Raw genomic sequence first — 20,907 nt, forward strand, 5'->3', positions numbered from 1 at the left:
CGGAGAATATCGACGGAGGTTTCAAGACGGGTTACCTTCGGTATTCGTTATTCGATATTCGTTATTCGATATTCGATATTTGATATTCATCCGCTGTGTGGGAACATTACAAAAAAGGATTCAAGGCTTATCTCCAGCTGGAGAAGTCGCTCTCGGGGCATTCCATCGAGGCGTACCTCCGCGACCTCGACAAGCTCACTGCGTTCCTCGAGCTCGCAGCCGCGCGGCCGCAGCCTGCCGACCTGCAGCTGAAAGACCTGCAGGGCTTCGTTAAGTGGGTGGCGGAACTCGGGATGACCCAGAGCTCGCAGGCCCGCGTCATCAGCGGGATCCGCGCCTTCTACAAGTACTGCCTCCTCGAAGATATCAGCCGCACAGATCCCACTACGCTGCTTGAAGCACCGAAGCTGAAGCGGCAGCTGCCCGATGTGTTGTCGCTCAGCGAGATCGACGCGCTGCTGGCGCAGATCGACCGGAGCAAGCCCGAGGGAGAGCGCAACTACGCGCTGCTGCACACGCTCTACAGCTGCGGGCTCCGCGTAAGCGAGGTGGTCGGGCTGCGGCTCTCGCAACTATTCCTGGACGTGGAGTTCGTGCGCGTCATCGGTAAGGGCAACAAGGAGCGTATCGTGCCCATCGGCGGGCAGGCCATCAAGGCCATTACCAACTACGTGCAGCATATACGCGTGCATACACCTGTACAGAAGGGCGAGGAAGACATCCTCTTTCTCAACCGCCGCGGGCGCCGCCTCAGCCGCGTAATGGTGTTTCTCGTGATCAAGGACCTCGTGCGGAAAGCCGGGATCAATAAATCAGTATCGCCACACACCTTCCGGCATTCCTTTGCCACGCATCTCGTGGAAGCCGGCGCCGACCTGCGCGCTGTGCAGGAAATGCTCGGCCACGAAAGCATCACCACCACCGAGATCTACACTCACCTCGACCGCGAATTCCTCCGCCGGACACTTCATGAGTTTCACCCGGGGTTTCGGTAATCTGCTAATAATATAGTCTGCTAATAATATAGTCTGCTAATCTGCTAATACTTGTTCGCTACCAGCACTGGCCTCATTAGTTCAAAATTCGGCACATTAGCTCTTTCATTAGCAGACCAGCAGACTAGCAGATTAGCAGATTAGCGGACTAGCAGATTACCTCGTTACCAGACTATATTTGCTTCAAACCAAATTACCATGCTGAAAAGCTTATTTGTAACGATTGCTGCCGGCCTCCTGTTTTGTTCCGCACAGGGCCAGCAACTGCGCACGCCGGCGCCGAGTCCTTCGCAGATGATCCGCCAGGACTTCGGAATTTCATCAGCCGAGCTCAACTACTCCCGCCCTGCGATCCGCGGCCGTAAGATCTTCGGCGACCTCGTACCCTTTGGCCAGGTATGGCGCACCGGCGCCAACAGCGCCACCCGCATCAAGTTCGCCGACGACGTGAACATCGGCGGCCAGGAGCTGAAGGCCGGCGAGTACGCCATCTTCACCGTTCCCGGTGAAAAAGAATGGGAGATCATCATCAACAAGGGAAGCGCCAACTGGGGCACCGATTACCGCCAGGACCTCGACCTGTTTCGCTTCAAGGTACCATCGATGACGCTGTCGATGCCTGTTGAAAGCTTCACGATGCAGTTCGCCAACATCAAGGCCAACAGCATGGACCTGCAGATCATGTGGGACCGCACGGCCGTCAACATCCCGATCAAGGCCGACTTCGACAAGAAGATCATGGGCCAGATCGACCAGCTGATGAACAAGGACAACCGTCCCTACTTCGCAGCGGCAATGTATTACATGGACAATGGTAAAGACATGAACCAGGCGCTTTCGTGGTTCGACAAAGCCGTGGAGGCCAATCCCAATGCCTTCTGGATGCACTACCAGCGCGCTGTAGCGCTCTCCAGGCTTGGCCGCAAGAAAGAAGCGCTTGATGCCTCGATGAAGTCGATGGCGCTGGCCCGCGAGCAGAAGAACGATGATTATGTGCGGCTGAATGAGAAGCTCCAGGCCACACTCAAATGATCCAGGATGTAAGATCTCCGCATATCTCTGATCTCTGATCTCTGATCTCTGATCGCTGATTTTAGATTCAGGTTGTTCGGCGGAGAATCACTGATCTTTAGGTCACATAGCATTTTCGGGAGGCGCAGTGGATGCGCCTCCTTTTTTTGGCCATGTTTTCAGCAGTAACTGGAGTAACAGCGCAAGGCCGAATACGGCGATGGCGCCGATGGCGTTGAGCCAGAGAAACGATACGTCGGGGAGAAAGCCGAAGCCGGGGATATTCTGATTGAAGAAAAGCAGCACGACGAATATTTCCGACACGATGGCCGCAATAAATACGGCCGCCCCGCCGACCCGCTTCGCATAGAAGGCCACCAGGAAGATGCCCAGGATAACCCCGTAAAAAAGAGACCCCAGGATGTTGACGGTTTCGATAAGGCTTTGCCCGAGGCGGTGGGCAGTTTGCGCCACCACGATCGAAAAGAGGCCCCAGGCCAGCGTGTAGGCTTTCGACAGCTTGTAGTCCTGCTCAGCGCTCATCGTAGGTTTGAGCCGCGTGTGAAAGTCGACCACGGTGCTTGCCGCCAGCGCATTGAGCGCCGCAGCGATCGAGCCCCAGGCGGCCAGGAAGATGATCGCGATCAGCAGTCCGCGAAGGCCCGCCGGCAGGTGGTCCTGCACGAAGGCAAGGAACACGTAGTTGGTGTCGTTTGCATCCCGGTCCGTCACTTCCCTGCTCCATCCCTGGAAGCGGCTGCGCAGGGCGCTGCTGGCCGCCTGCCCTTCGTTGAGCTGCGCCGAATAATACCGGAACGAATCCGAGGCCGGTTGCTCCACCCACTGCGCAAAGCGAAGCGCCCGCTCGCCCTGCTGTTGCTGCAGGCGTTGGTTGTCGCGCTCCATCAGCTGCAGCGAGTCGCCGTATTTAGCCGATTGTCGCACGTCCGACACGAGCTGCCGGTTAAAGGTGAGCGGCGTGCCCTGGAACTGGTAGAAAACGAAGATCAGCACGCCGATAAGAAGGATGCCGAACTGCATCGGGATCTTCACAAGCCCGTTCATAAGCAGCCCGAGCCGGCTCTCGCGGTTGTTCTGCGCCGTGAGGTAGCGGCCCACCTGGCTTTGATCGGTGCCGAAATACGAGAGGGCGAGGAAGAAGCCGCCGATAACGCCGCTCCACATATTGTAGCGGTCGTTCCAGTTAAATCCCTTTCCCGTATTTCCGCTCGTAATGATGTTGAGGCGTCCGAGCTTTCCGCCCACATGCAGGGCGGTATCGAGCTGCACGCCCGCCGGAAGCAGGTGCACTACCCAGAAACCTACGAGCGCCATGCCACCGAAGATGATGAACAGCTGCAGCTTCTGCGTGTAGGCAACCGCCCGTGCGCCGCCGGCTACGGTGTAGATGATGAGAAGACCGCCCATCAGGCAGTTGGTCCAGAAAACGCTCCAGCCAAAGAGTGTACAAAGGATGATGGTGGGCGCATAGATGCTGATACCCGTCGACAGGCCGCGCTGCAGCAGGAAGAGAAAGGAGGTGAGCAGCCTTGTTTTTTCATCGAAGCGGTTCTCGAGAAACTCGTAGGCCGTGATCACGCGCGCGCGGTTGAACAGCGGCACAAACGTGATGCAGATAACGATCATGGCGAGCGGAAGCCCGAAGTAGTACTGCACGAAGCGCATACCGTCGGCAAAAGCCTGGCCCGGGCCGGAGAGAAAAGTGATCGCGCTGGCCTGGGTGCCCATGATGCTGAGGAGCACCAGCCACCAGGGAGCGCTCCGGTTGTTGAGAAAGTAGCCCTCGAGGTTGCGGCTCGAGCGGCTTTTGTACAAACCGTAGAGCACGATGCCCAGGAGGGTCAGCACGAGTATGCTCCAGTCGAGTCCGTTCATGCGTAGCGCCGGGTTAGGTACCAGAAAAAGGCGACCAGTGCGAGCAGCACGAAGAACACGAGCAGGTACCAGCCGGTCCAGGAGCGGAAAAGCGGAATGCGGTCCTTCATTATTGAATACTAACTATTGACTGTTGATTATTGAATAAGTGTTTTGCGAAACCGGCAGTGTCAGCTCGCGATTCATACTGCATTATACATTATTCAATAAACATTATTCACTATTCAGTGCCGCTTGAGCCCACCGGCCAGGACACCCAGCAGCAGCCCGATGACAAGGCCGAAGGTCACGTTCTTAAAAAGCTTCCCGAGCACAAGGGCAAGAATCAGTACGAATATGATCCCCATCCGGCGGCGGGTTTGGTTGGGCGCCGCCATCAGAGCTCCTTCTTTTGGTTGAGGGCAATCAGGTTGGCCAGCAGGCGGTACGCGCCCGGAACGCCGGCCGGCAACTCACGGAAGAAGACCAATCCGCTGTAGGTGAAAAAGCCCTTGCCGTATTTCGCGATCACGAGCGCACCGTCGTCGGCTGCCTCGCCGGGGTCGGCCATGCGGAAGATGGTCTCGAAGTGCGTGTCGAGGTCGGGGATCGAGGCATGGTAGATGCTCCGCTCCTGTATCCAGCCCTTGAAATCGTCAGCGGTGATCTTGTTGGGAAAGAACAGCACCGGGTGTTCCGGCTTCAGGAAGGTCACCGCCGCATTTTCATCGGTGATGCGGTTGCGGGTGATGTTGAAGTTATACGGGCCGATCTTCGCGCGTACGGGGCCGATCTGGTTCGACGTATTGTACTGCACGATCAGGTTGCCACCATCCTCCACATATTTCATCAGCTTCGCATGCACGGCCGTCAGCCAGTCGTTGGTATTATAGGCGCGCACCCCACTGATGATGGCGTCGAACTGCTTCAGGTTAAGTCGTCCCAGCTCCTTCTCGCCGAGCAGCGTCACATCGTAGCCCATTTGCTCGAGTGCGGCGGGCACCTTGTCGCCGGCGCCCACGATGTAGCCAATCCGCTTCCCGCGCGTTTGCAGGTCGAAGTTGAGTACCGTTACCGGGTCGGTCACGAAGTAGCGGATGGAGGGAATGTGGTTGTAGTTGATGCTCCGCATCGCGAGATGCACGTTGCTGCCACCCGGGAGTTGCACGGAGGCTACATCCTGCTCACGCGCCTCGCTGCGGGCGCTGTCGGAGATCCGGAAGCTGTAACTGCGCGTGAGGCCACGGCCCAGCGAAAAGCCATTGTCCGTTTGCAGCAGGCGGCGCTTGCCGGCCTGTAGTTCTACGGTAGCCGATCCCGAGAGCGCCTTGTTGCCTGTTACCAGCACTTCGGCCTGCCGCGGCTCCCTGTCGCCTTTCGGAAGCAGCAGGATATCGGGCGATGTCGCCACCGAAGCCGCCGGCAATACATACAGTGGCTGGTAGAGCTCGCCCTTTACGGGGTCGGTGCTCTTGTAGCGAACGGGGCGCGTCAGCACAAAAGGCTCGCCGGCTATGGTCACGCGGAAGCTGGCGGTGTAGGCAGGATCCACATCGGGCTGCCCGATCTTCAGCTGGGTACGCACCGTGAAGCTTCCTTCGCTCATCGGCTCCTGGAGCCAGTAGGGTTGCGTCAGCGGCTGGGTTGTATCGACCTGCCAGCCCGTGACCAGCGTCAGGTTCGTATTCGGCAGCACACTGCGGCCAAGGGTGGTATCGTAGGGTCCGCACTGCACCGATTCGAGGGTCATCGGTACGCCGAGTCGGTCGTTGAGCACAAAAATGGCCCGCACCGAATCGGTTTGAACCGCGTAAGGATCGCTCGTATAGGCCTCGAGCCAGAGCCCGCTGGCCGATTCAATAAGGCTTTGCACTTCCTGGAGCTTCTGCTCACGCCAATAGCTTGCCGGTGCGGCTTTGAGCGCCTTGTATAGCTCCACCAGTGCCGGCACTGATTTCTGCGGGGCCATGAAATCATAACCCGCCAGCACTGCGTCGGCGAGCGGCTTTACCGCGGTGCCGCCAGGCATACGGTCCCAGCTTAAGCCCACGCCGTCCATAAGATCACTCTGCATCGCCTCACCGCCGGTAAGCTTGAAATATTCGAGCGCCTCGCCGCGCTGCCTCGGTACGCCGAAGCCCTGGCTCTTGTGCTGGCTGCGGCTTTCGGCAGCGATCTCGCCGTAACTCTTGCCGAGGATCGGGTTGTAGCCGCCCACGTCGAAGTGATACTGGTCGGCGCTGGTCGTGTTGGTGCTTCCGAAGTTGAACGTATTCCAGAAGATGCGCTTTGCCTGCCAGGGCTGCACCCATTTCAACTGCTCGGGAAAGCGCTTCGGGTCGGCTGCCGCAGTGAAGGCTTCGTTGGCAAGAATGGCGGATGCCGTGTGGTGGCCGTGGCCGCCCTCGCCGGTTGTGGGAAAGCGGGTGATGATGACATCGGGGCGAAACTTCCGGATCACCCAAACCACATCGGCCAATATCTTCTCCCGGTCCCACTTCTGAAATGTTTCCACGGGTGTTTTCGAAAAGCCGAAGTCGAAGGCGCGCGAGAAGAATTGCTCGGCACCATCGATACGGCGCGCCGACAGCAGCTCCTGCGTCCGGATAAGACCGAGCTCAACGCCCTGCTCCTCCCCGATCAGGTTCTGCCCGCCGTCGCCACGCGTCAGCGAGAGGTAGCCGGTGCGGTACATCCGGTCCTTGGCGAAGTAGGCCAGCAGGCGGGTGTTCTCATCGTCGGGGTGCGCGGCGATATACAGCACCGAGCCCAGCACATTGAGCTTGCGAAGACCGAGGTAAATGTCGGCCGACGTTTTGAATTGCGGCTCCTGCGCGTTTACGGCCAGCGTCAGCAGCAGGGAAAGGAAAAGGCCAAGTCGTTTCATAGCGAAATCAGGTTCGTGAATCGTCAATCGTGAATCGTGGATCGGTCCATATACGGCGCCCGGTAGAGAGCCGCTCGCATCCGTCAGGGCAAAAAGCTGTCACGGATGATCGTTCTGCAGGTTGTTCTTCCTGTTATTGTCCCACCAGGAAAACGGCATTGGCAAAGAGCAGCTTGCCGTTCTCCCAGAACTCGCGGAACAGCGGGTCGTCGGCGAAGTAAACTACTTCACCACTACCCATCTCCTGCACCCCGAGGATGAGCGCATCCTGCAGCCGCGGGGCGAGCTTGTTGCCCACGAAACCGGCTACCGGGTGGTCTTTCTTGATGACGCCGACGTTCCAGCCACCTTCGCCCAGGAACTCGTAGCTACGGTCATCCTGCCGCAGCGTGTAATAGTATGCCGGGTAACCGAAAGCAAGCGGGTGCGTGTTGTCCAGGTCGAGCCGGTAGATGGAGCCGGGCGTAAAATTGGGGATCTCGTCGCGCTCGCGGTCTTCGTATTTTTTCAGGAGCGTATAGTTGCTTTTGCTGTCGGCGCTTTCATCGGTCTTGCGCTGCTTGAGTCCCCACTCGAGACCGGCCAGCTGGCTGACGGCGCTCTCCATGGCGATCAATCGTCCGCCCTTCGAAACCCAGGCCCGGAGCGCATCGACATTCGCCTTGTCATTGAGGAAGCGGTAGTTGCCATTGGGGAGCACCAGCACGTTGAAGGCGCTCCAGTCGGTACGCGCGAAGTCGGTACTGTTGACCAGCGTCACAGGATAATCCAGCACCTGCTCGAAGAAATGCCACACCTCTCCCACCGCGTTGTTTGAAGTGCCTTCGCCGGTAAGCAGCGCCACGCGCGGCGCCAGCAGCGGCCGTACCGATGACGAGCCGAAATCGAGTCCGCGCTCCACGAGGCCCGACGTCACGGGATGCAGCTCCACGCCGGCTTCCGCGGCTACTGCCGGCAGCGCATTCCAGCTTTCCGGATCCTGCCCGTTGCGAAGCACGATAAGGCTCCCGCGATCGAAGCTGTTGCCGCCGGCCGTGAAGGGCTTCTGCGCAAAGCGCACGCGGATGCCACTGCGGAGGAGACGCGCAGCCACGGCGGCAGCGCCAACCCCATTCCAGCGAATGATATAGCCGTAGGCATCGCGGTTACCGGCGACCGCATCGGCAGCGGCCGCACGCGCCGCATCCTGGAGCCGCAGCGCACCGAGGCTTCGCAGTGCATAGGCGTCCACACCGTATACATACGGAAGCGCCCAGGCGGTAATATCGTAGGTCACGGAGTCGGCGAGGCGCGGGTTGGGCTCAAAAAGCACCCGCACGAGCGCGCCCTTTGCCTGTGCAGCGGGCACCACGAGGTCGCGGCTGGACAGCGTAACATTTTCCTCGCGTGCGGACGCATAACTATACCCACGGGCAGCACCGCTGCCCGAGCCATAGCGGATACCGTTGCGGTCGAGAAGCGCGCGGAGGCTGGCGATACGCTGCTCGTCCTGCGGCTTGTAGCGGATCACGAAGGCTTTGTACTCGCTGAAATTCCCGCTGACGGCATTGCTGTAATACTCCTGGAAATTCTTCACGAGATCGGCCGCATTTTTCGAAGCCGTCTCGATAGTGCTCATGCCGGTGGTGAAATGGTGGGCCACCCGGTCTTCCAGCTTCAGCGTATCGCCGGTATTGGTGAGCGCCGCGAGACCGCCCGCGGGGCCGCCACCCTGCTCGTAGGTCATCCCGATGGCGCCATTGTAAAGCGGGTAGGTATCCCCGTAAGCCGGGTAAAAAAGATCAAATACTTCGCGGGTGAAATAGAGCCAGCCGTTCTGGTCGAAATAGCGCGCGTGGTTGCGGCCGATGGTTTCCTGGAATCGGCGCTGCCAGGGCGTGATCACTTCGTGGTAGGGCTCGGCGGCCGGCGCGAAATAATAGGGATTGTTGATGCCCTGCTCATGGAAGTCGACATGCACATGGGGAAGCCACTCCTGGTACACTTTGAGGCGTGCCTGCGACTCCTTCTGCGTTTGCCAGGCCCAGTCGCGGTTGAGGTCGAAGTAGTAGTGGTTAACACGTCCGCCGGGCCAGGGCTCCGCGTGCTCGCGGGCGCTGAGCGAGGCATTGTACTCTTTTCCCACCACCGAATTGTACCAGTTCACGTAGCGGTCGCGGCCATCGGGGTTGAGGCAGGGATCGATGAGCACGACGGTATTCTTCAGCCACTGCTGCGCCTCGCTGTTGCTTTTGCTCAGCAGGGCAAAGAGTGTTTTGAGCGCGGCTTCCGACGAGGAGGGCTCATTGCCGTGCACGTTGTAGGAAAGCCATACGATCGCCGGCATGCCCGCCGCGGTAGCCGCCCCGTTCGCCATATGAGCGAGACGCTGGTTGCCCTGGCGGATCTCATCGAGCCGGGCGATGTTTTCCGGCGATGACACAGCGGCCAGCAGCAGGGGTCGGCCTTCATTGGTGCTGCCGTACACCTGGAGCCGCATCTGCGCAGGAGCTGCCTGGGCGGCTGCCTGGAAATACTGCACGATGCGGTGGTGGGGTGTAAAGCGGGTTCCGAGGCGGTACCCGAGAAACTCATCGGGGCTTTGCAGCTGGGCAGTGCTCGAAAGGCTCAGCAGCAGGCCGAAGAGCACGAATAAAAAGATGCGGTGCATGTGCCGGAATTTGTGCGGCAAGTTACGGTAGGGCACTTATTGGCCCCCTTTTCGCAGAAAGCAGTTAACCACTTCTGTAGCAGCGTCTGGGGATAACTTCGCCCGGTACCCTTCACACAGAAACCTTTATCTTGGCAACCCAGATCTGTACTTTATGACGAAAAAAGCGATCGGTGCGGCGGAGTTCAGCGAGCTTTCTGCTGAGCAACAGCTTCGCCTCCTGCACCAGGACGGTGTGTATGTAGGCAAACGCCTTCTCGGCGAACAAAAGCTGGTGCTTTTCCAGTTGTATGGATTTTACGTGGAAGTGTTCTACCGTCATTACCGGCGCGAGATCGAGCGGCTGCACGTCACCGCCGACCCGGACGTGCTCCTGCCCTACCTCAACCAGATCGACGTCCGCGACCTGGACAACGGGGGCAAGCCCGACGGGCACTGAACCACTTCTCCACCACCCGCCAAAGTTTGCTTATGACGCAGTCCCTGCCACCGAAAAGTCTTTTTCTATACGCCGACGACGATCCGGACGATCGACAGCTGCTGCTGGAAGTGTTCAGCGAGTACGCTACTGCCCTTCAGCTGGTAACGTTTGCCGGCGGCCAGCAGCTGCTCGACTACGTACGCGCTCTCGAGCCGCTGCAGCCACAACCCGCGCTCGTGCTGCTCGACCAGAATATGCCGGGCGTCGACGGGCTCAGTACATTGCGCGAGCTGCGCGCCGAGCCGCAGTTCGACGAAATGCCCATCGTGCTGTTCACGACGTCCACGCAACCCTACGACGCGGCCCGGGCCCGGCAGCTGGGCGCGGGCTTCCTGACGAAGCCGATCACAAGCGCGCAGGTAGCACGGGTCGTGGACCAGATGCTCGACTATTGCGATGAAGAGCTCCGGGCACGCGTATACCGCATCATGGGAAAATGAGCAGCGAGCTTACAGGCGGGATACAATTCTAAAAAAAGCCCCCCGTTGACCGGAGGGCCTCGCTGCCAGCACGGACGGCTTAAGTTTCGCGACTGACAACAGAACGTTGCTGGCAGGAAATGGGGCTCTACCAAATATAACGATTTATCCGCTGCTTCGCGTGGAGCCGGTCTTTGTTTCTCGTCTATCTTGGCGCGCAAAGAATAGCCTTCATGCTCCGTCGCTTTTACCTCCTTCTTCTCGTTGCCTGCTGTGCCTGTGTGAGCCGCCGCGCCGCCGGGCCCGATCCCTTTCACTACAGCGCACAAAAAAAGACCGAAGCCGCACACGGCGCGGTTGTATCGGCCCACCCGCTGGCATCGGCCGTAGGGCTGCAGGTGCTGCGCAAGGGCGGCAATGCGCTCGATGCGACCATCGCCACCCAACTGGCACTGGCCGTGGTGTACCCGGGTGCCGGTAATATCGGCGGCGGCGGCTTTCTCGTGGCCCGTCTCTCTGATGGCCGCTGCGTAGCCCTCGATTTCCGCGAAACCGCGCCAGCAGCGGCCGGGCGCGACCTCTACCTCGAGCCCGACGGGAGCGTTCATCCCACGAAAAGCGTGAGCGGTCACCTCGCGGCGGGCGTACCCGGCACTGTTGCGGGGCTCTTCGAAACACACCGCTATGCCAAGCTTCCCTTCCGCGACCTCATCGAGCCGGCCATCGCGCTGGCGGAGCAGGGCTTTGCGCTGACCGAGAACGAAGCCCGCAACCTCAATAATTTCCGCGACTCCTTTTTGAAATACAACACACGCCCCGTTGCCTTCGTGCGCAACCGTCCCTGGCTGGCAGGCGACACCCTGCGCCAACCCGAGCTGGCTGCTACGCTCCGCCGTATCCGCGACGAAGGAATGAACGGCTTCTATGGTGGCGAAACGGCCCGCCTCTTCGGCGAGGAAATGGCCCGCGGCCGCGGCATCCTCAGTGCTGCCGACCTGCAGGGATACCGCGCAAAGTGGCGCGAGCCGCTGCGCTTTCCCTATAAAGGATACACGGTGCTTTCGATGCCGATGCCGAGCAGCGGGGGAACACTCCTGCAGCAAATGCTGCGGATGACCGAGCCCTACCCGCTTGCTTCCTATGGGCATAACAGCGCCAACGCGGTGCAGCTGATGACGGAGGTAGAGCGACGCGCTTACGCGGACCGCGCCGAGTACATGGGCGACGCGGACTTTTATCCCGTGCCGCAGACCGGGCTCCTCGACTCGGCCTACCTCCGGAGCCGGATGCAGGATTATGTTCCGGGCCGCGCGGGCAGCAGTTCCGTCACCGGGCCCGGCAAGCCGCGCAAGGTGAGCGAGCAAACGACGCACCTGAGCGTGATCGATGCCGATGGCAACGCCGTGTCGGTAACAACAACCCTCAACAACAGCTACGGGAGCAAGACCGTCGTGGGTGGGGCCGGCTTCTTCCTCAACGACGAGATGGACGACTTCAGCGCGAAGCCGGGAGTTCCGAATATCTACGGAGCCGTGGGCGGTGCCGCCAACGCCATCGCGCCCGGTAAGCGGATGCTTTCGAGCATGACGCCGACCATCGTGCTCAAAGACAACAAGCCCTGGATCGTTGTGGGAACGCCCGGTGGCACAACCATTCCCACCTCTGTATTCCAGGCGCTGGTCAACATAATCGACTTTGGCCTCGATGCGGATGCCGCCATCAACGAGCCAAAATTTCACCACCAATGGCTTCCCGACGTACTGTACGTAGAGAAGGGCTTTCCCGTAGAAATACGGCAACGGCTCGAGGCCATGGGCTACCGGCTCGAGGAGCGCGCGCAGATCGGGCGCACCGAGATCATCCAGGTTACGCCCGCCGGAACCTTCGTGGCCGTCGGCGACCACCGCGGCGACGATTCCGCCGCCGGCTTCTAGCCGATCCCGGGCTTTCGTCCGAAAAAAGTTATCTTGTCCGCTTATCCAAATAAAATCTCCCGGCACCGCATGCCCCAATTCACACACAAACTGACGGCACTTTTCGCCGCACTCCTCGTTACAGCGGCCGCATCGGCTCAAAAAACGGAATTCGGCTTTCTCGCCGGCCCCCAATACAACACAGCCCACTACACCGTGCGGGGCAAAGAACAGGTAACCACCGGCAAATGGGGCGGTCATGCCGGGCTCATCGCAAGGATACCGTTTGAAGGACGCCTCTTTTTCTCACCATCGCTCTATTACAGTCTGAAAGGATTTTCGGTGCTGCTCACCGACACGTCGAGCAACCCGGGTATCGATGCAGTGGCCAACGACATCCAGTTACACACCTTTGAGCTGTCGCCGCTCTTTACGGTGTACGTCGGCCGGGCCACCGACCGCGGGCCCTACGTGCAGTTCGGTCCTTCGCTCGACATGAACCTGGCGGGCACCGAAAACATTCGGCTCAATACCGGTCGCAGCGTCAGCCGCTCCATGAAGTTCGACGGCGCCAACTACAGCCGCCTCACGCCCTCGCTGGTATTCCGCTTCGGCGTGCAGACCTCGAAAGGACTTTTCATCAATGCCCATGTCTTGTACGGAATCGGCTCACTGAACAACAACGACTACGGTCCCTCCATCCGCCACAGCGTGTATGGCCTCAGCATCGGCAAACTCTTTTCCCGCAAATAAGCGGAAACAATGTGCCAGTCTGCTAATCTGCTAGTCTGCTAATACCGCGATGGATAAAGCGAAAAAAGCGTTCCCCTTGGGGAACGCTTTCTCATTAGCAGACTAGCAGACTACCACGTTAGCAGACTACTTTTCCTCTTTGTAGATCTTCACCACCGGGATCCCGTCGGGTTTGATATAGCCCCGGTACATGCCTTCGGTGTTGAAGGTCATCGTGAAATTTCCGTCTTTGTCGAGCGCGATAAGGCCGCCGTCGCCTCCGAGGGCCGGCACCTTTTTCATGATCATTTCCGTAGCGGCATCGGCCACGCTGAGGCCCTTGTATTCCATGAGATCGCTGACCGAGCGGGCCACCGACAGCCGGATGAAGAACTCACCCCAGCCCGTGCAGCTGATGGCGCAGGTGGCGTTGGAGGCAAAGGTGCCGGCACCTATGATCGGGGCATCGCCCACGCGGCCGAACTTCTTGTTGGTCATCCCGCCGGTCGACGTGGCGGCGGCGAGGTTGCCCTGCTTGTCGAGCGCAACGGCCCCGACAGTGCCATACTTGTAATCATGGTTGCCGGGCTGGCGGAGCAGCGCTTCCTGCCTGGGCGTGGCGGGCGCGGCCTGCTCCAGTGCCTTGGTCGAGTCGAGCGCCCTGGCCCGCTGCAGGGCGCGCCAGGCGCGCTGCGTGCGGAAGTACGACGGGTCGACCATCTCGAGGCCCTGCTGCTGCGCAAAGCGCTCGGCGCCGGGTCCGATCAGCAGCACGTGCTCGGTATGGTCCATCACCGCGCGCGCAGCCGTTACCGGGTTACGAATAGTGGTGACCGAGGCAACGGCCCCGGCCTTCAGCGTCCGGCCGTCCATAATGGCGGCATCGAGCTCGTTGCGGCCCTCGTTGGTGAACACCGCGCCGCGGCCCGCGTTGAAGAGCGAGTCGTCTTCCAGCACCCGCACGGTGGCTTCCACGGCATCGAGGGCGCTCCCGCCGCGGCTCAGGATCGCATACCCGGCCCGGAGCGCTGCCTGGAGTCCGCGCTGGTAAGCCGCTTCCAGCTCGGGAGTCATATTCTTTTTCAGGATGGTGCCCGCGCCTCCATGGATCACGAGCATGTATTCGGGGCGCTTCGCGGGGGGCGTCTGTGCGGCCGCACCCAGCGTCCAAAGCCCGCACAGCAACATGAGTATCTGTTTCATTGGTCGGTTTTTTGCAAGCATCAGTTCGAAAATACCAACAAAGGGAGCAACCGTCTACGCCAATTTCACATTCTTTTGGTTACCACTGTTCCATTAATAAAGGTCTTACGGATGACAAAAAGCTATTTTTACAACCATTAAAAGGAACAACGACTGAAAAGAGCGGCTAAAATACTAGGTGCGGTCATCCTTTCCCTGCTTATTCTACTTTGCCTTACCCTTGCTTTCGTGCAAACGGAATGGGGCCAGAACTGGCTGGTGCATACCGTTACGGCCCGCCTCTCGCGCGACCTGCGCAGCCGCGTGCGCATCAACCACGTGTCGATCGGCTTTTTCAACAAGCTCAACCTAGAGGGCGTGCTGCTCGAAGACCGCAGCAAGGACACGCTGCTGTCGGCCGGCCTCGTGCAGGTGCGCGTGACCGACTGGTTCTTCCTGAAAGACCGCGCCGACCTTCAATACATCGGCCTCAGAGATGCCAGCATCAAGCTCCAGCGCCGCGACTCGATATGGAACTACCAATACCTCGTTGATTATTTCAGCAGTCCCTCTACCGGTAAGAAAAAGGAATCGGGGATCGACTTCGACCTCAAAAAGGTACAGATCCAGAACCTCCATTTTACGAAGCACGACGCCTGGCGCGGCGACGACCTCTATGCGCGTGTCGGCTGGCTCGACCTCGATGCGCGGCAACTGAGCCTCACGAAAAATATCATCGACGTAGACCGCCTTGTGCTGGAGGATGCGCTCTACCACGAGTTCGGCTACAAAGGCAGCCGCACGGACGCCTCCAAGGCCTGGGCAAAGCTGCAACCGAAACCGGCCGACACCGCCACGCTCCGCTGGAACCCCGGCCGGCTCTGGGTGCACGTGCGCGACCTGCAACTGAAAAACGCCGGCTTCCGGAGCGACAAGGACGGCGTGCTGGGCAGCAGCAAGCCCTACTTCGACGGGCGACACATCGATTTCGAGGGCATCAGCGGCACCGTGAAAGAGCTGCGCTTCCGCCAGGATACGCTGACGGCCAATGCCAACCTCGTAGCCCGCGAGCGCGGCGGCCTCCAGGTGAAAACGCTGCAGGCCGACCTTCGTTTCCACCCTGAGCTGATGGAATTCAACAAGCTGCTGATCCGCACCAACAGCAGTACGCTCCGCGATTACTTCGCCATGCATTTTGCGTCGTTCGATGATATGGGCGACTTCGTGGATAAGGTGCGGATGGATGGCCATTTTGCTGAATCGTACATTACCTCCGACGACATCGCCATCTTCGCTCCGGAGCTCAAAAGCTGGAAGCGAAGCTTCCGGGTTTCCGGCCATATCAAAGGTTTGGTGGACGACTTCAGCGGCGAAGGCGCAGACCTCCGCTCGGGGCAGACCTCGCTCCGCGGCAACTTCTCCGTACAGGGACTCACCAACCCGAACAACGCGTTTCTCAACGTGGAAGCGCGCGACCTCGTAACAAGCTACAACGACGCCGTCACGTTCATACCCGCGCTCCGCACCGTGACGATGCCCAACCTCCGCAAGCTGGGCACGATCCGCTTTACCGGCACCTATACCGGCTTCTTCCAGGACTTCGTGACCTACGGCACGCTGCACACGGCGCTTGGCTCGCTGCGTACCGACCTGAACATGAAGCTTCCCTCCCACGGCGTACCCGTGTACTCGGGCTCGATCAGTACCGCGTCGTTCAACCTCGGGCAGTTTTTCAACAACAGCGACCTGGGCGTTGTCGACTTTCACGGCAACATCAAGGGCCGCGGATTTACCCGCAGCCAGCTCGATATGGACCTGAACGGAAGCATCCACCGCTTCCAGTTCCGCGGCTATACGTACCGCAACATCACGGCGAAGGGGCATCTCAACAGCAATAGCTTCAACGGTGACTTTGCTATCAACGACCCCAGTGTCGAAGCAACGATCAACGGGCTGATCACGTTCGGCGGCAACGAGCCGAGCTTCAACGCGACAGCGAACATCGTGCGGGGCAACCTCAAGGCTCTCGGCCTATCGCGCGAGGAGCTGGCGCTGACCGGCAAGTTCAAGCTCAACCTGAAGGGCCGGTCGCTTTCCGATTTTACAGGCACCGCAGCCATCTCCGAGGCCACGCTTCTCCAGAGCGGGCGGCGCCTGTCTTTCGATTCGCTCTATGTATCCTCGGGTCTCACTGGTGGCGTCCGCACGCTGAACGTCCGCTCCAACGAGCTGGATGCACAGGTACGCGGCCAGTTCGACCTCGCCTCGCTGCCCGACGCCTTCCTGCTTTTCCTCAACCGCTATTACCCGGCCTATATCCGCGCCCCGCGGCGGGCAAGCCTTCCGCGGCAGTCGTTTACGTTTCATATCCGCACCGGGATGATCGAGGACTACCTGAAGATCCTGGACCCGCGCCTCAGCGGCGGTAACAATGCCGAATTGAGCGGTGCGCTCGACCTGGCGAGCAACACGCTCAGCCTCGATGCCGACGTGCCGCAGTTCGGCTTCAGCCAATATGCATTCACCGGGATTCAGCTCAATGCAAGGGGCAGCTTCGACTCGCTGTCGCTCAACGGCTTCGTCGGCAATGCTGCCATCGGCGACTCGGTGCAGCTTCCCGAAACCCGCTTCACGCTCCGTGCCCGCAACGATGTGTCGGACATCAACATTACCACCAACTCCAACCAGGTGGTGAACCAGGCCTCGCTCGGCGCACGGGTAAATACCTTTGCCGACGGCTTCAGCGTGCTGTTCCACCCGTCGTCTTTCGTGCTCAACGGAAAGACCTGGACCATCGACCAGGGCGGCACGCTCGACTTCCGTAGAAATACAATTGCCCAGGGCAATGTGGTGCTCCGCGAATCGAACCAGGAGATCCGGCTCAGCACCGTGCCTACCGAGGACGGGCCAAACCTGAACGACCTGCGGATATCGCTGAAGAACCTCAATATCGGCGACTTCGCACCCTTTGTAGCGCCGCACAACCGGATCCTCGGCGTGCTCAACGGCGAGGTGAAGATCGAAGACCCGCAGAACCGCTTTTATGTCAGCGCCGACGTTACGACGGATTCGCTGCGGGTCGATAACGACTCGGTGGGCCAGCTCCAGGCGCACCTTAATTACAACCGCCGTACCGGCGCCCTTCGCGCCGAAGGCTCGAACCTCGACGCAGCGCACCGCATCAGGTTTGACGTGGATATGGATGTCGACGACAGCGCCAATACGCACGAAGACCGCATTACGCTGCAAACCGTCAATTACCCGGTGAACTACCTGGAGAATTTTATCGGCGGCCTTTTCTCCGACCTGCGGGGTTTTGTGACCGGCGAGCTGGCGATCGTGGGCGAAGGCGCCAATCGTCGCTACGTGGGCCGTCCACGCCTCCGCGATGCCTCGATGAAGGTGAAGTTTACACAGGTACGCTACTGGCTGTACGATACCGAGATCGACCTCGAGGAACACAGCATCAACTTCAACCACCTGCGCCTGCGCGACGACTCGCTTGCATCCGTGGCCGAGCGGCAGGGACGTACCGCCACGCTCAATGGCTCCATCACGCACAACGGCTTTAAGGATATGGTGTTTGACCTCGTGGCGCGCACCGACAACGGGCCGATCACGCTGCTCAACACAACGTATGCCGACAACCAGACCTTCTACGGCCGCGCGAAGGGCACCGGCACCTTCTCGCTCCAGGGACCGCAGGAGAACATGAACATGAACATCGACGTCCGCGCGTCCGACCGCGACTCCTCGTGGATCTGGCTGCCGCCGTCGAAGAGCCGTGAGTCCGGATCGGCCGACTTCCTGGTGGAACGGAAATACGGTACCGAGCTTACCGCGAGCTCGCTGTCCAACTCCACCTCGAACGTACACTACAACGTAAACCTCTCGGCTACGCCGCTGGTAAACGTGGAGGTTATTCTCGACGATCTTACGGGCGATGCCATCCGCGGCCGCGGCACCGGGGATCTCAGTATCGAATCGGGCACCAACCAGCCGCTTTCCATCCGCGGACGCTACAACATTCTCGACGGCAACTACCTGTTTACGTTCCAGTCGTTCTTCAAGAAGCCCTTTGAGCTGCGCACCGGTGCCAATAATTACATCCAGTGGAACGGTGATCCGTATGCCGCGCAGGTGCGCTTCGAGGCCATCTACAAGGCGACCAAAGTGCGCTTCGCGCCGCTCGTGCAAAGCCTTGCGCTCAACGACCCACGCCTCGAGCGAACGAGCGGTGACGTCAACGTGGCGGTACTGCTCACCGGCGAGCTGTTCCGTCCCAACTTTGCGTTCCACCTCGAGTTCCCGACCAACAGCCCCGTCAACACGAACCCATCGTTTGCTTATGGATTGCAGCAGATCGAAAGCAACGTCAACGAGATCAACAAGCAGGTGACCTACCTGATCGTATTCAACTCGTTTGCGCCCTACCAGACCGGCGAAGGCCAGGGCAGCGGCGTCATCAACGACTTTACGTTCAGCACGCTTTCCGGGTTGCTGTTCAGCCAGGTCAACAAGCTGCTCAACCAGGTACTGACCCGCGTGCTTGCCAACAGCAAGGTGACCTTCAACTTCTCGGGCTCGCTCTACAACCGCGATGTGCTCACGCAGACAAACCGGGGCTTCGGCGTCAACACAAGCTCGCTCAACCTGAGCCTGAGCGCGCCGGCCGGCGACCGCGTCCAGATCACCTTTGGCGGCACCTTCGACGTGCCCATACCGGGCAACAACAACGAGATCAACCAGCGCTTTTCGGTGTATCCCGATGTCAGCGTCGACGTGCTGATCAACAAGTCGGGATCGATCCGCGCCACCTTCTTCTATACGCAGTCGCCCGACCTCGTTGTGTCGGGCGCGTCGGCCTCCCCGATCCGCAACCAGCGGGCGGGCGCGAAGCTTTCGTACCGGAAGGAATTCAACTCGCTTAAAGACCTGTTTCGCCGCCGCAAGCAACCGGAGCCGGCGCCCGACAGCACACAGGCAAACGCAGAAGCGACGGACCCCACGAAGCGACCGTAGCAAATGTGAGGGGTGAGCAGGTGAACGGAGGGCAAGAAGTGACACGCCTTTACCCGGTGCCAACCAACGTTATTTTATTCGAAAGCAGACACCCGATGATATACGAGCGAATACGCAGTCTTGTTTTGCTCACCGCTCACGCGCTCACTTGCTCAGCGCTGTCCTGTACGTACTTTTACACAAACCCGAACAATGGCCGATCCCCATATCCTGATGCTCCGCCCAAACCATCGCGTTGAACGTAAGCCCGTCATCTTATGAAGAAAATAGCCGTCGCCGTTTCCGGCGCCAGCGGGGCGATCTACGCACGGTTGCTGCTGCAAAAACTGGAGCAGCTGTGCGCGCAATGTGCCGAAGTATCTGTGGTGCTGAGCGATAATGCGAAATACAACTGGGAAACCGAGCTCGGCGCGCGCGACTACGACTCCTTCCCGTTCCGCTATTTTGCAAAAAACGATTTTATGGCGCCCTTTGCTTCCGGCTCGGCGCGCTACGATGCGCTTGTGGTGATCCCCTGCTCGATGGGTACCCTCGGACGTATTGCCGGCGGCCTGTCGAACGACCTCGTTACCCGCGCTGCCGACGTGATGCTCAAGGAGCGCAGGCGTCTCGTGCTGGTCGTGCGCGAAACGCCCTACAGCCTTGTTCATATCCGAAACATGGAGACGGTAACGCTCGCCGGCGGGATCATCTGCCCCGCCACTCCTTCCTTTTACTCAGGTCCAAAGACCATCGAAGAAGCCGCACTGACTGTGGTCGACCGCGTGATCGACCTTATCGGTTTGGAGAATGAATCCTTTCGCTGGGGCAACAGCTAGCGGTCAATTCGTGTAGCCGCCGCCGGCGCTGACCCAGTTGCTGATCGCGGCGCGCTCGCTGGCAGTCAGCGGGGCTCGTGGCGGCTGCGGCATCTGTTGCGGCGTCCCGGCCTGGTCAACCGCACGGAGCTTGATCGCGCTGGCGTGCGAAACGATCTGGCAGGCATCCGAAAAGTTGATCCCGTTCTGCTGCGTCGCCGCGTCATGACAACCCGATACCGCGCAATTGGCCTGTACGATCGACCGCACGGTGCTGAAGAGACTGCCCGCTGGAGCATTTCCCACCGACGCCGTTGTGTTGACCGAGGTACAGCCGTTCGCATCCCGCACCAGCAGCGAATAACTGCCCGCTGCAAGGCTGTTGAAAACGTTGCCAGACTGGAAGCTGCCGCCATTGATGCTGTAGTTATACGGTGCGACTCCGCCACTGGCCGTTACCGTTATACTGCCGTTGTTTCCGCCGCAAGGAACGTTGGCGCTCACAAAAGGATTAACGGTGATCGTCACCCCTGCGCAGGTGCTGACGGTTCCCACTGTGAATGCGGCCGAGCCTGTACAGCCGCCGCTGCTGCGTGCCGTGATGGTATAGCTGCCGGCAGCCAGGTTGCTGAAGGAGCCCGAGGCCTGGAAGTTCGTCCCGTCTTTACTAAAGGTGAAGCCCGATGCGCCGCTTGCCGTGGCGCTGATAGCGCCGTTCGACTGTCCTGCCGATGCAGGGGTAACGGAGCCGGTCACCTGTATGGTTACGCCGGAACAAGGATCGGGGTTGGTTGTATTGTTGTCGGATGTGCTCTTGCTGCAGGCAGCGAGTAAGGTCGCGGCGAAGAGCAAGGCGCTTTTGTGCGCAAGGGTGCCCATAATCGGTGATTTGTACCGTATATACGCAGGAGACGCGCGCGCGTTGCCTCTCTTGCCATGTTGC

The 20,907-nt window shown here is 59.8% G+C and carries 14 protein-coding genes; 8 read left to right on the forward strand and 6 right to left on the reverse strand.

The window, feature by feature from the left end; translation table 11 throughout:
* Window positions 1-95: 95 nt before the first annotated feature.
* Complete coding sequence (gene xerD / locus ACYU7Z_RS05625) at window positions 96-995, forward strand: site-specific tyrosine recombinase (RefSeq protein WP_460568245.1); 900 nt, start codon at window positions 96-98, stop codon at window positions 993-995.
* Window positions 996-1,193: 198 nt separating this feature from the next.
* Window positions 1,194-2,027 carry a DUF2911 domain-containing protein gene (locus ACYU7Z_RS05630; protein WP_460568247.1) on the forward strand — a complete coding sequence of 278 codons (834 nt, stop codon included), beginning with the start codon at window positions 1,194-1,196 and terminating at the stop codon, window positions 2,025-2,027.
* A gap of 102 nt (window positions 2,028-2,129) precedes the next feature.
* Here the strand turns inward: ACYU7Z_RS05630 and ACYU7Z_RS05635 are convergent, their stop codons facing one another.
* The 4 genes from ACYU7Z_RS05635 to ACYU7Z_RS05650 all read right to left on the reverse strand — a co-directional run bounded on the left by ACYU7Z_RS05635 (window position 2,130) and on the right by ACYU7Z_RS05650 (window position 9,418).
* Complete coding sequence (locus ACYU7Z_RS05635) at window positions 2,130-3,902, reverse strand: sodium:solute symporter family protein (protein ID WP_460568249.1); 1,773 nt, start codon at window positions 3,900-3,902, stop codon at window positions 2,130-2,132.
* A 224-nt stretch (window positions 3,903-4,126) separates the two neighbouring features.
* Window positions 4,127-4,249: a hypothetical protein gene (locus ACYU7Z_RS05640; RefSeq protein ID WP_460568251.1), complete on the reverse strand. Its 123-nt coding sequence runs from the start codon at window positions 4,247-4,249 to the stop codon at window positions 4,127-4,129.
* A gap of 29 nt (window positions 4,250-4,278) precedes the next feature.
* The gene (locus ACYU7Z_RS05645) at window positions 4,279-6,768 is read right to left on the reverse strand and encodes a PIG-L family deacetylase (protein WP_460568253.1); all 2,490 of its coding nucleotides are present in this window, start codon (window positions 6,766-6,768) and stop codon (window positions 4,279-4,281) included.
* A 133-nt stretch (window positions 6,769-6,901) separates the two neighbouring features.
* Complete coding sequence (locus ACYU7Z_RS05650) at window positions 6,902-9,418, reverse strand: M14 family metallopeptidase (RefSeq protein WP_460568255.1); 2,517 nt, start codon at window positions 9,416-9,418, stop codon at window positions 6,902-6,904.
* A gap of 154 nt (window positions 9,419-9,572) precedes the next feature.
* Between ACYU7Z_RS05650 and ACYU7Z_RS05655 the strand changes: the two genes are divergently transcribed.
* From ACYU7Z_RS05655 to ACYU7Z_RS05670, 4 genes are all read left to right on the forward strand, one after another.
* Window positions 9,573-9,857 (forward strand): hypothetical protein, encoded by a 285-nt coding sequence (locus ACYU7Z_RS05655; RefSeq protein WP_460568257.1) that lies wholly within the window; start codon window positions 9,573-9,575, stop codon window positions 9,855-9,857.
* Between the two features lie 32 nt (window positions 9,858-9,889).
* Complete coding sequence (locus ACYU7Z_RS05660) at window positions 9,890-10,339, forward strand: response regulator (protein ID WP_460568259.1); 450 nt, start codon at window positions 9,890-9,892, stop codon at window positions 10,337-10,339.
* A gap of 212 nt (window positions 10,340-10,551) precedes the next feature.
* Entirely contained in the window at window positions 10,552-12,252 is a 1,701-nt protein-coding gene (gene ggt, locus ACYU7Z_RS05665) for a gamma-glutamyltransferase family protein (RefSeq protein WP_460568261.1), read from the forward strand.
* A 69-nt stretch (window positions 12,253-12,321) separates the two neighbouring features.
* Entirely contained in the window at window positions 12,322-12,984 is a 663-nt protein-coding gene (locus ACYU7Z_RS05670) for a porin family protein (RefSeq protein WP_460568263.1), read from the forward strand.
* A 126-nt stretch (window positions 12,985-13,110) separates the two neighbouring features.
* Here ACYU7Z_RS05670 and ACYU7Z_RS05675 read toward each other — a convergent pair whose 3' ends face one another.
* Window positions 13,111-14,166: an isoaspartyl peptidase/L-asparaginase family protein gene (locus ACYU7Z_RS05675; RefSeq protein ID WP_460568265.1), complete on the reverse strand. Its 1,056-nt coding sequence runs from the start codon at window positions 14,164-14,166 to the stop codon at window positions 13,111-13,113.
* Between the two features lie 228 nt (window positions 14,167-14,394).
* Between ACYU7Z_RS05675 and ACYU7Z_RS05680 the strand changes: the two genes are divergently transcribed.
* Window positions 14,395-19,167 carry a translocation/assembly module TamB domain-containing protein gene (locus tag ACYU7Z_RS05680; RefSeq protein ID WP_460568267.1) on the forward strand — a complete coding sequence of 1,591 codons (4,773 nt, stop codon included), beginning with the start codon at window positions 14,395-14,397 and terminating at the stop codon, window positions 19,165-19,167.
* 257 nt (window positions 19,168-19,424) lie between these two features.
* Window positions 19,425-19,985, forward strand: coding sequence for a UbiX family flavin prenyltransferase (locus tag ACYU7Z_RS05685; RefSeq protein WP_460568269.1), 561 nt, complete (start codon window positions 19,425-19,427; stop codon window positions 19,983-19,985).
* 3 nt (window positions 19,986-19,988) lie between these two features.
* Here the strand turns inward: ACYU7Z_RS05685 and ACYU7Z_RS05690 are convergent, their stop codons facing one another.
* Complete coding sequence (locus ACYU7Z_RS05690; RefSeq protein WP_460568271.1) at window positions 19,989-20,843, reverse strand: SprB repeat-containing protein; 855 nt, start codon at window positions 20,841-20,843, stop codon at window positions 19,989-19,991.
* Window positions 20,844-20,907: the final 64 nt, after the last annotated feature.

This window comes from Flaviaestuariibacter terrae, assembly GCF_054777635.1.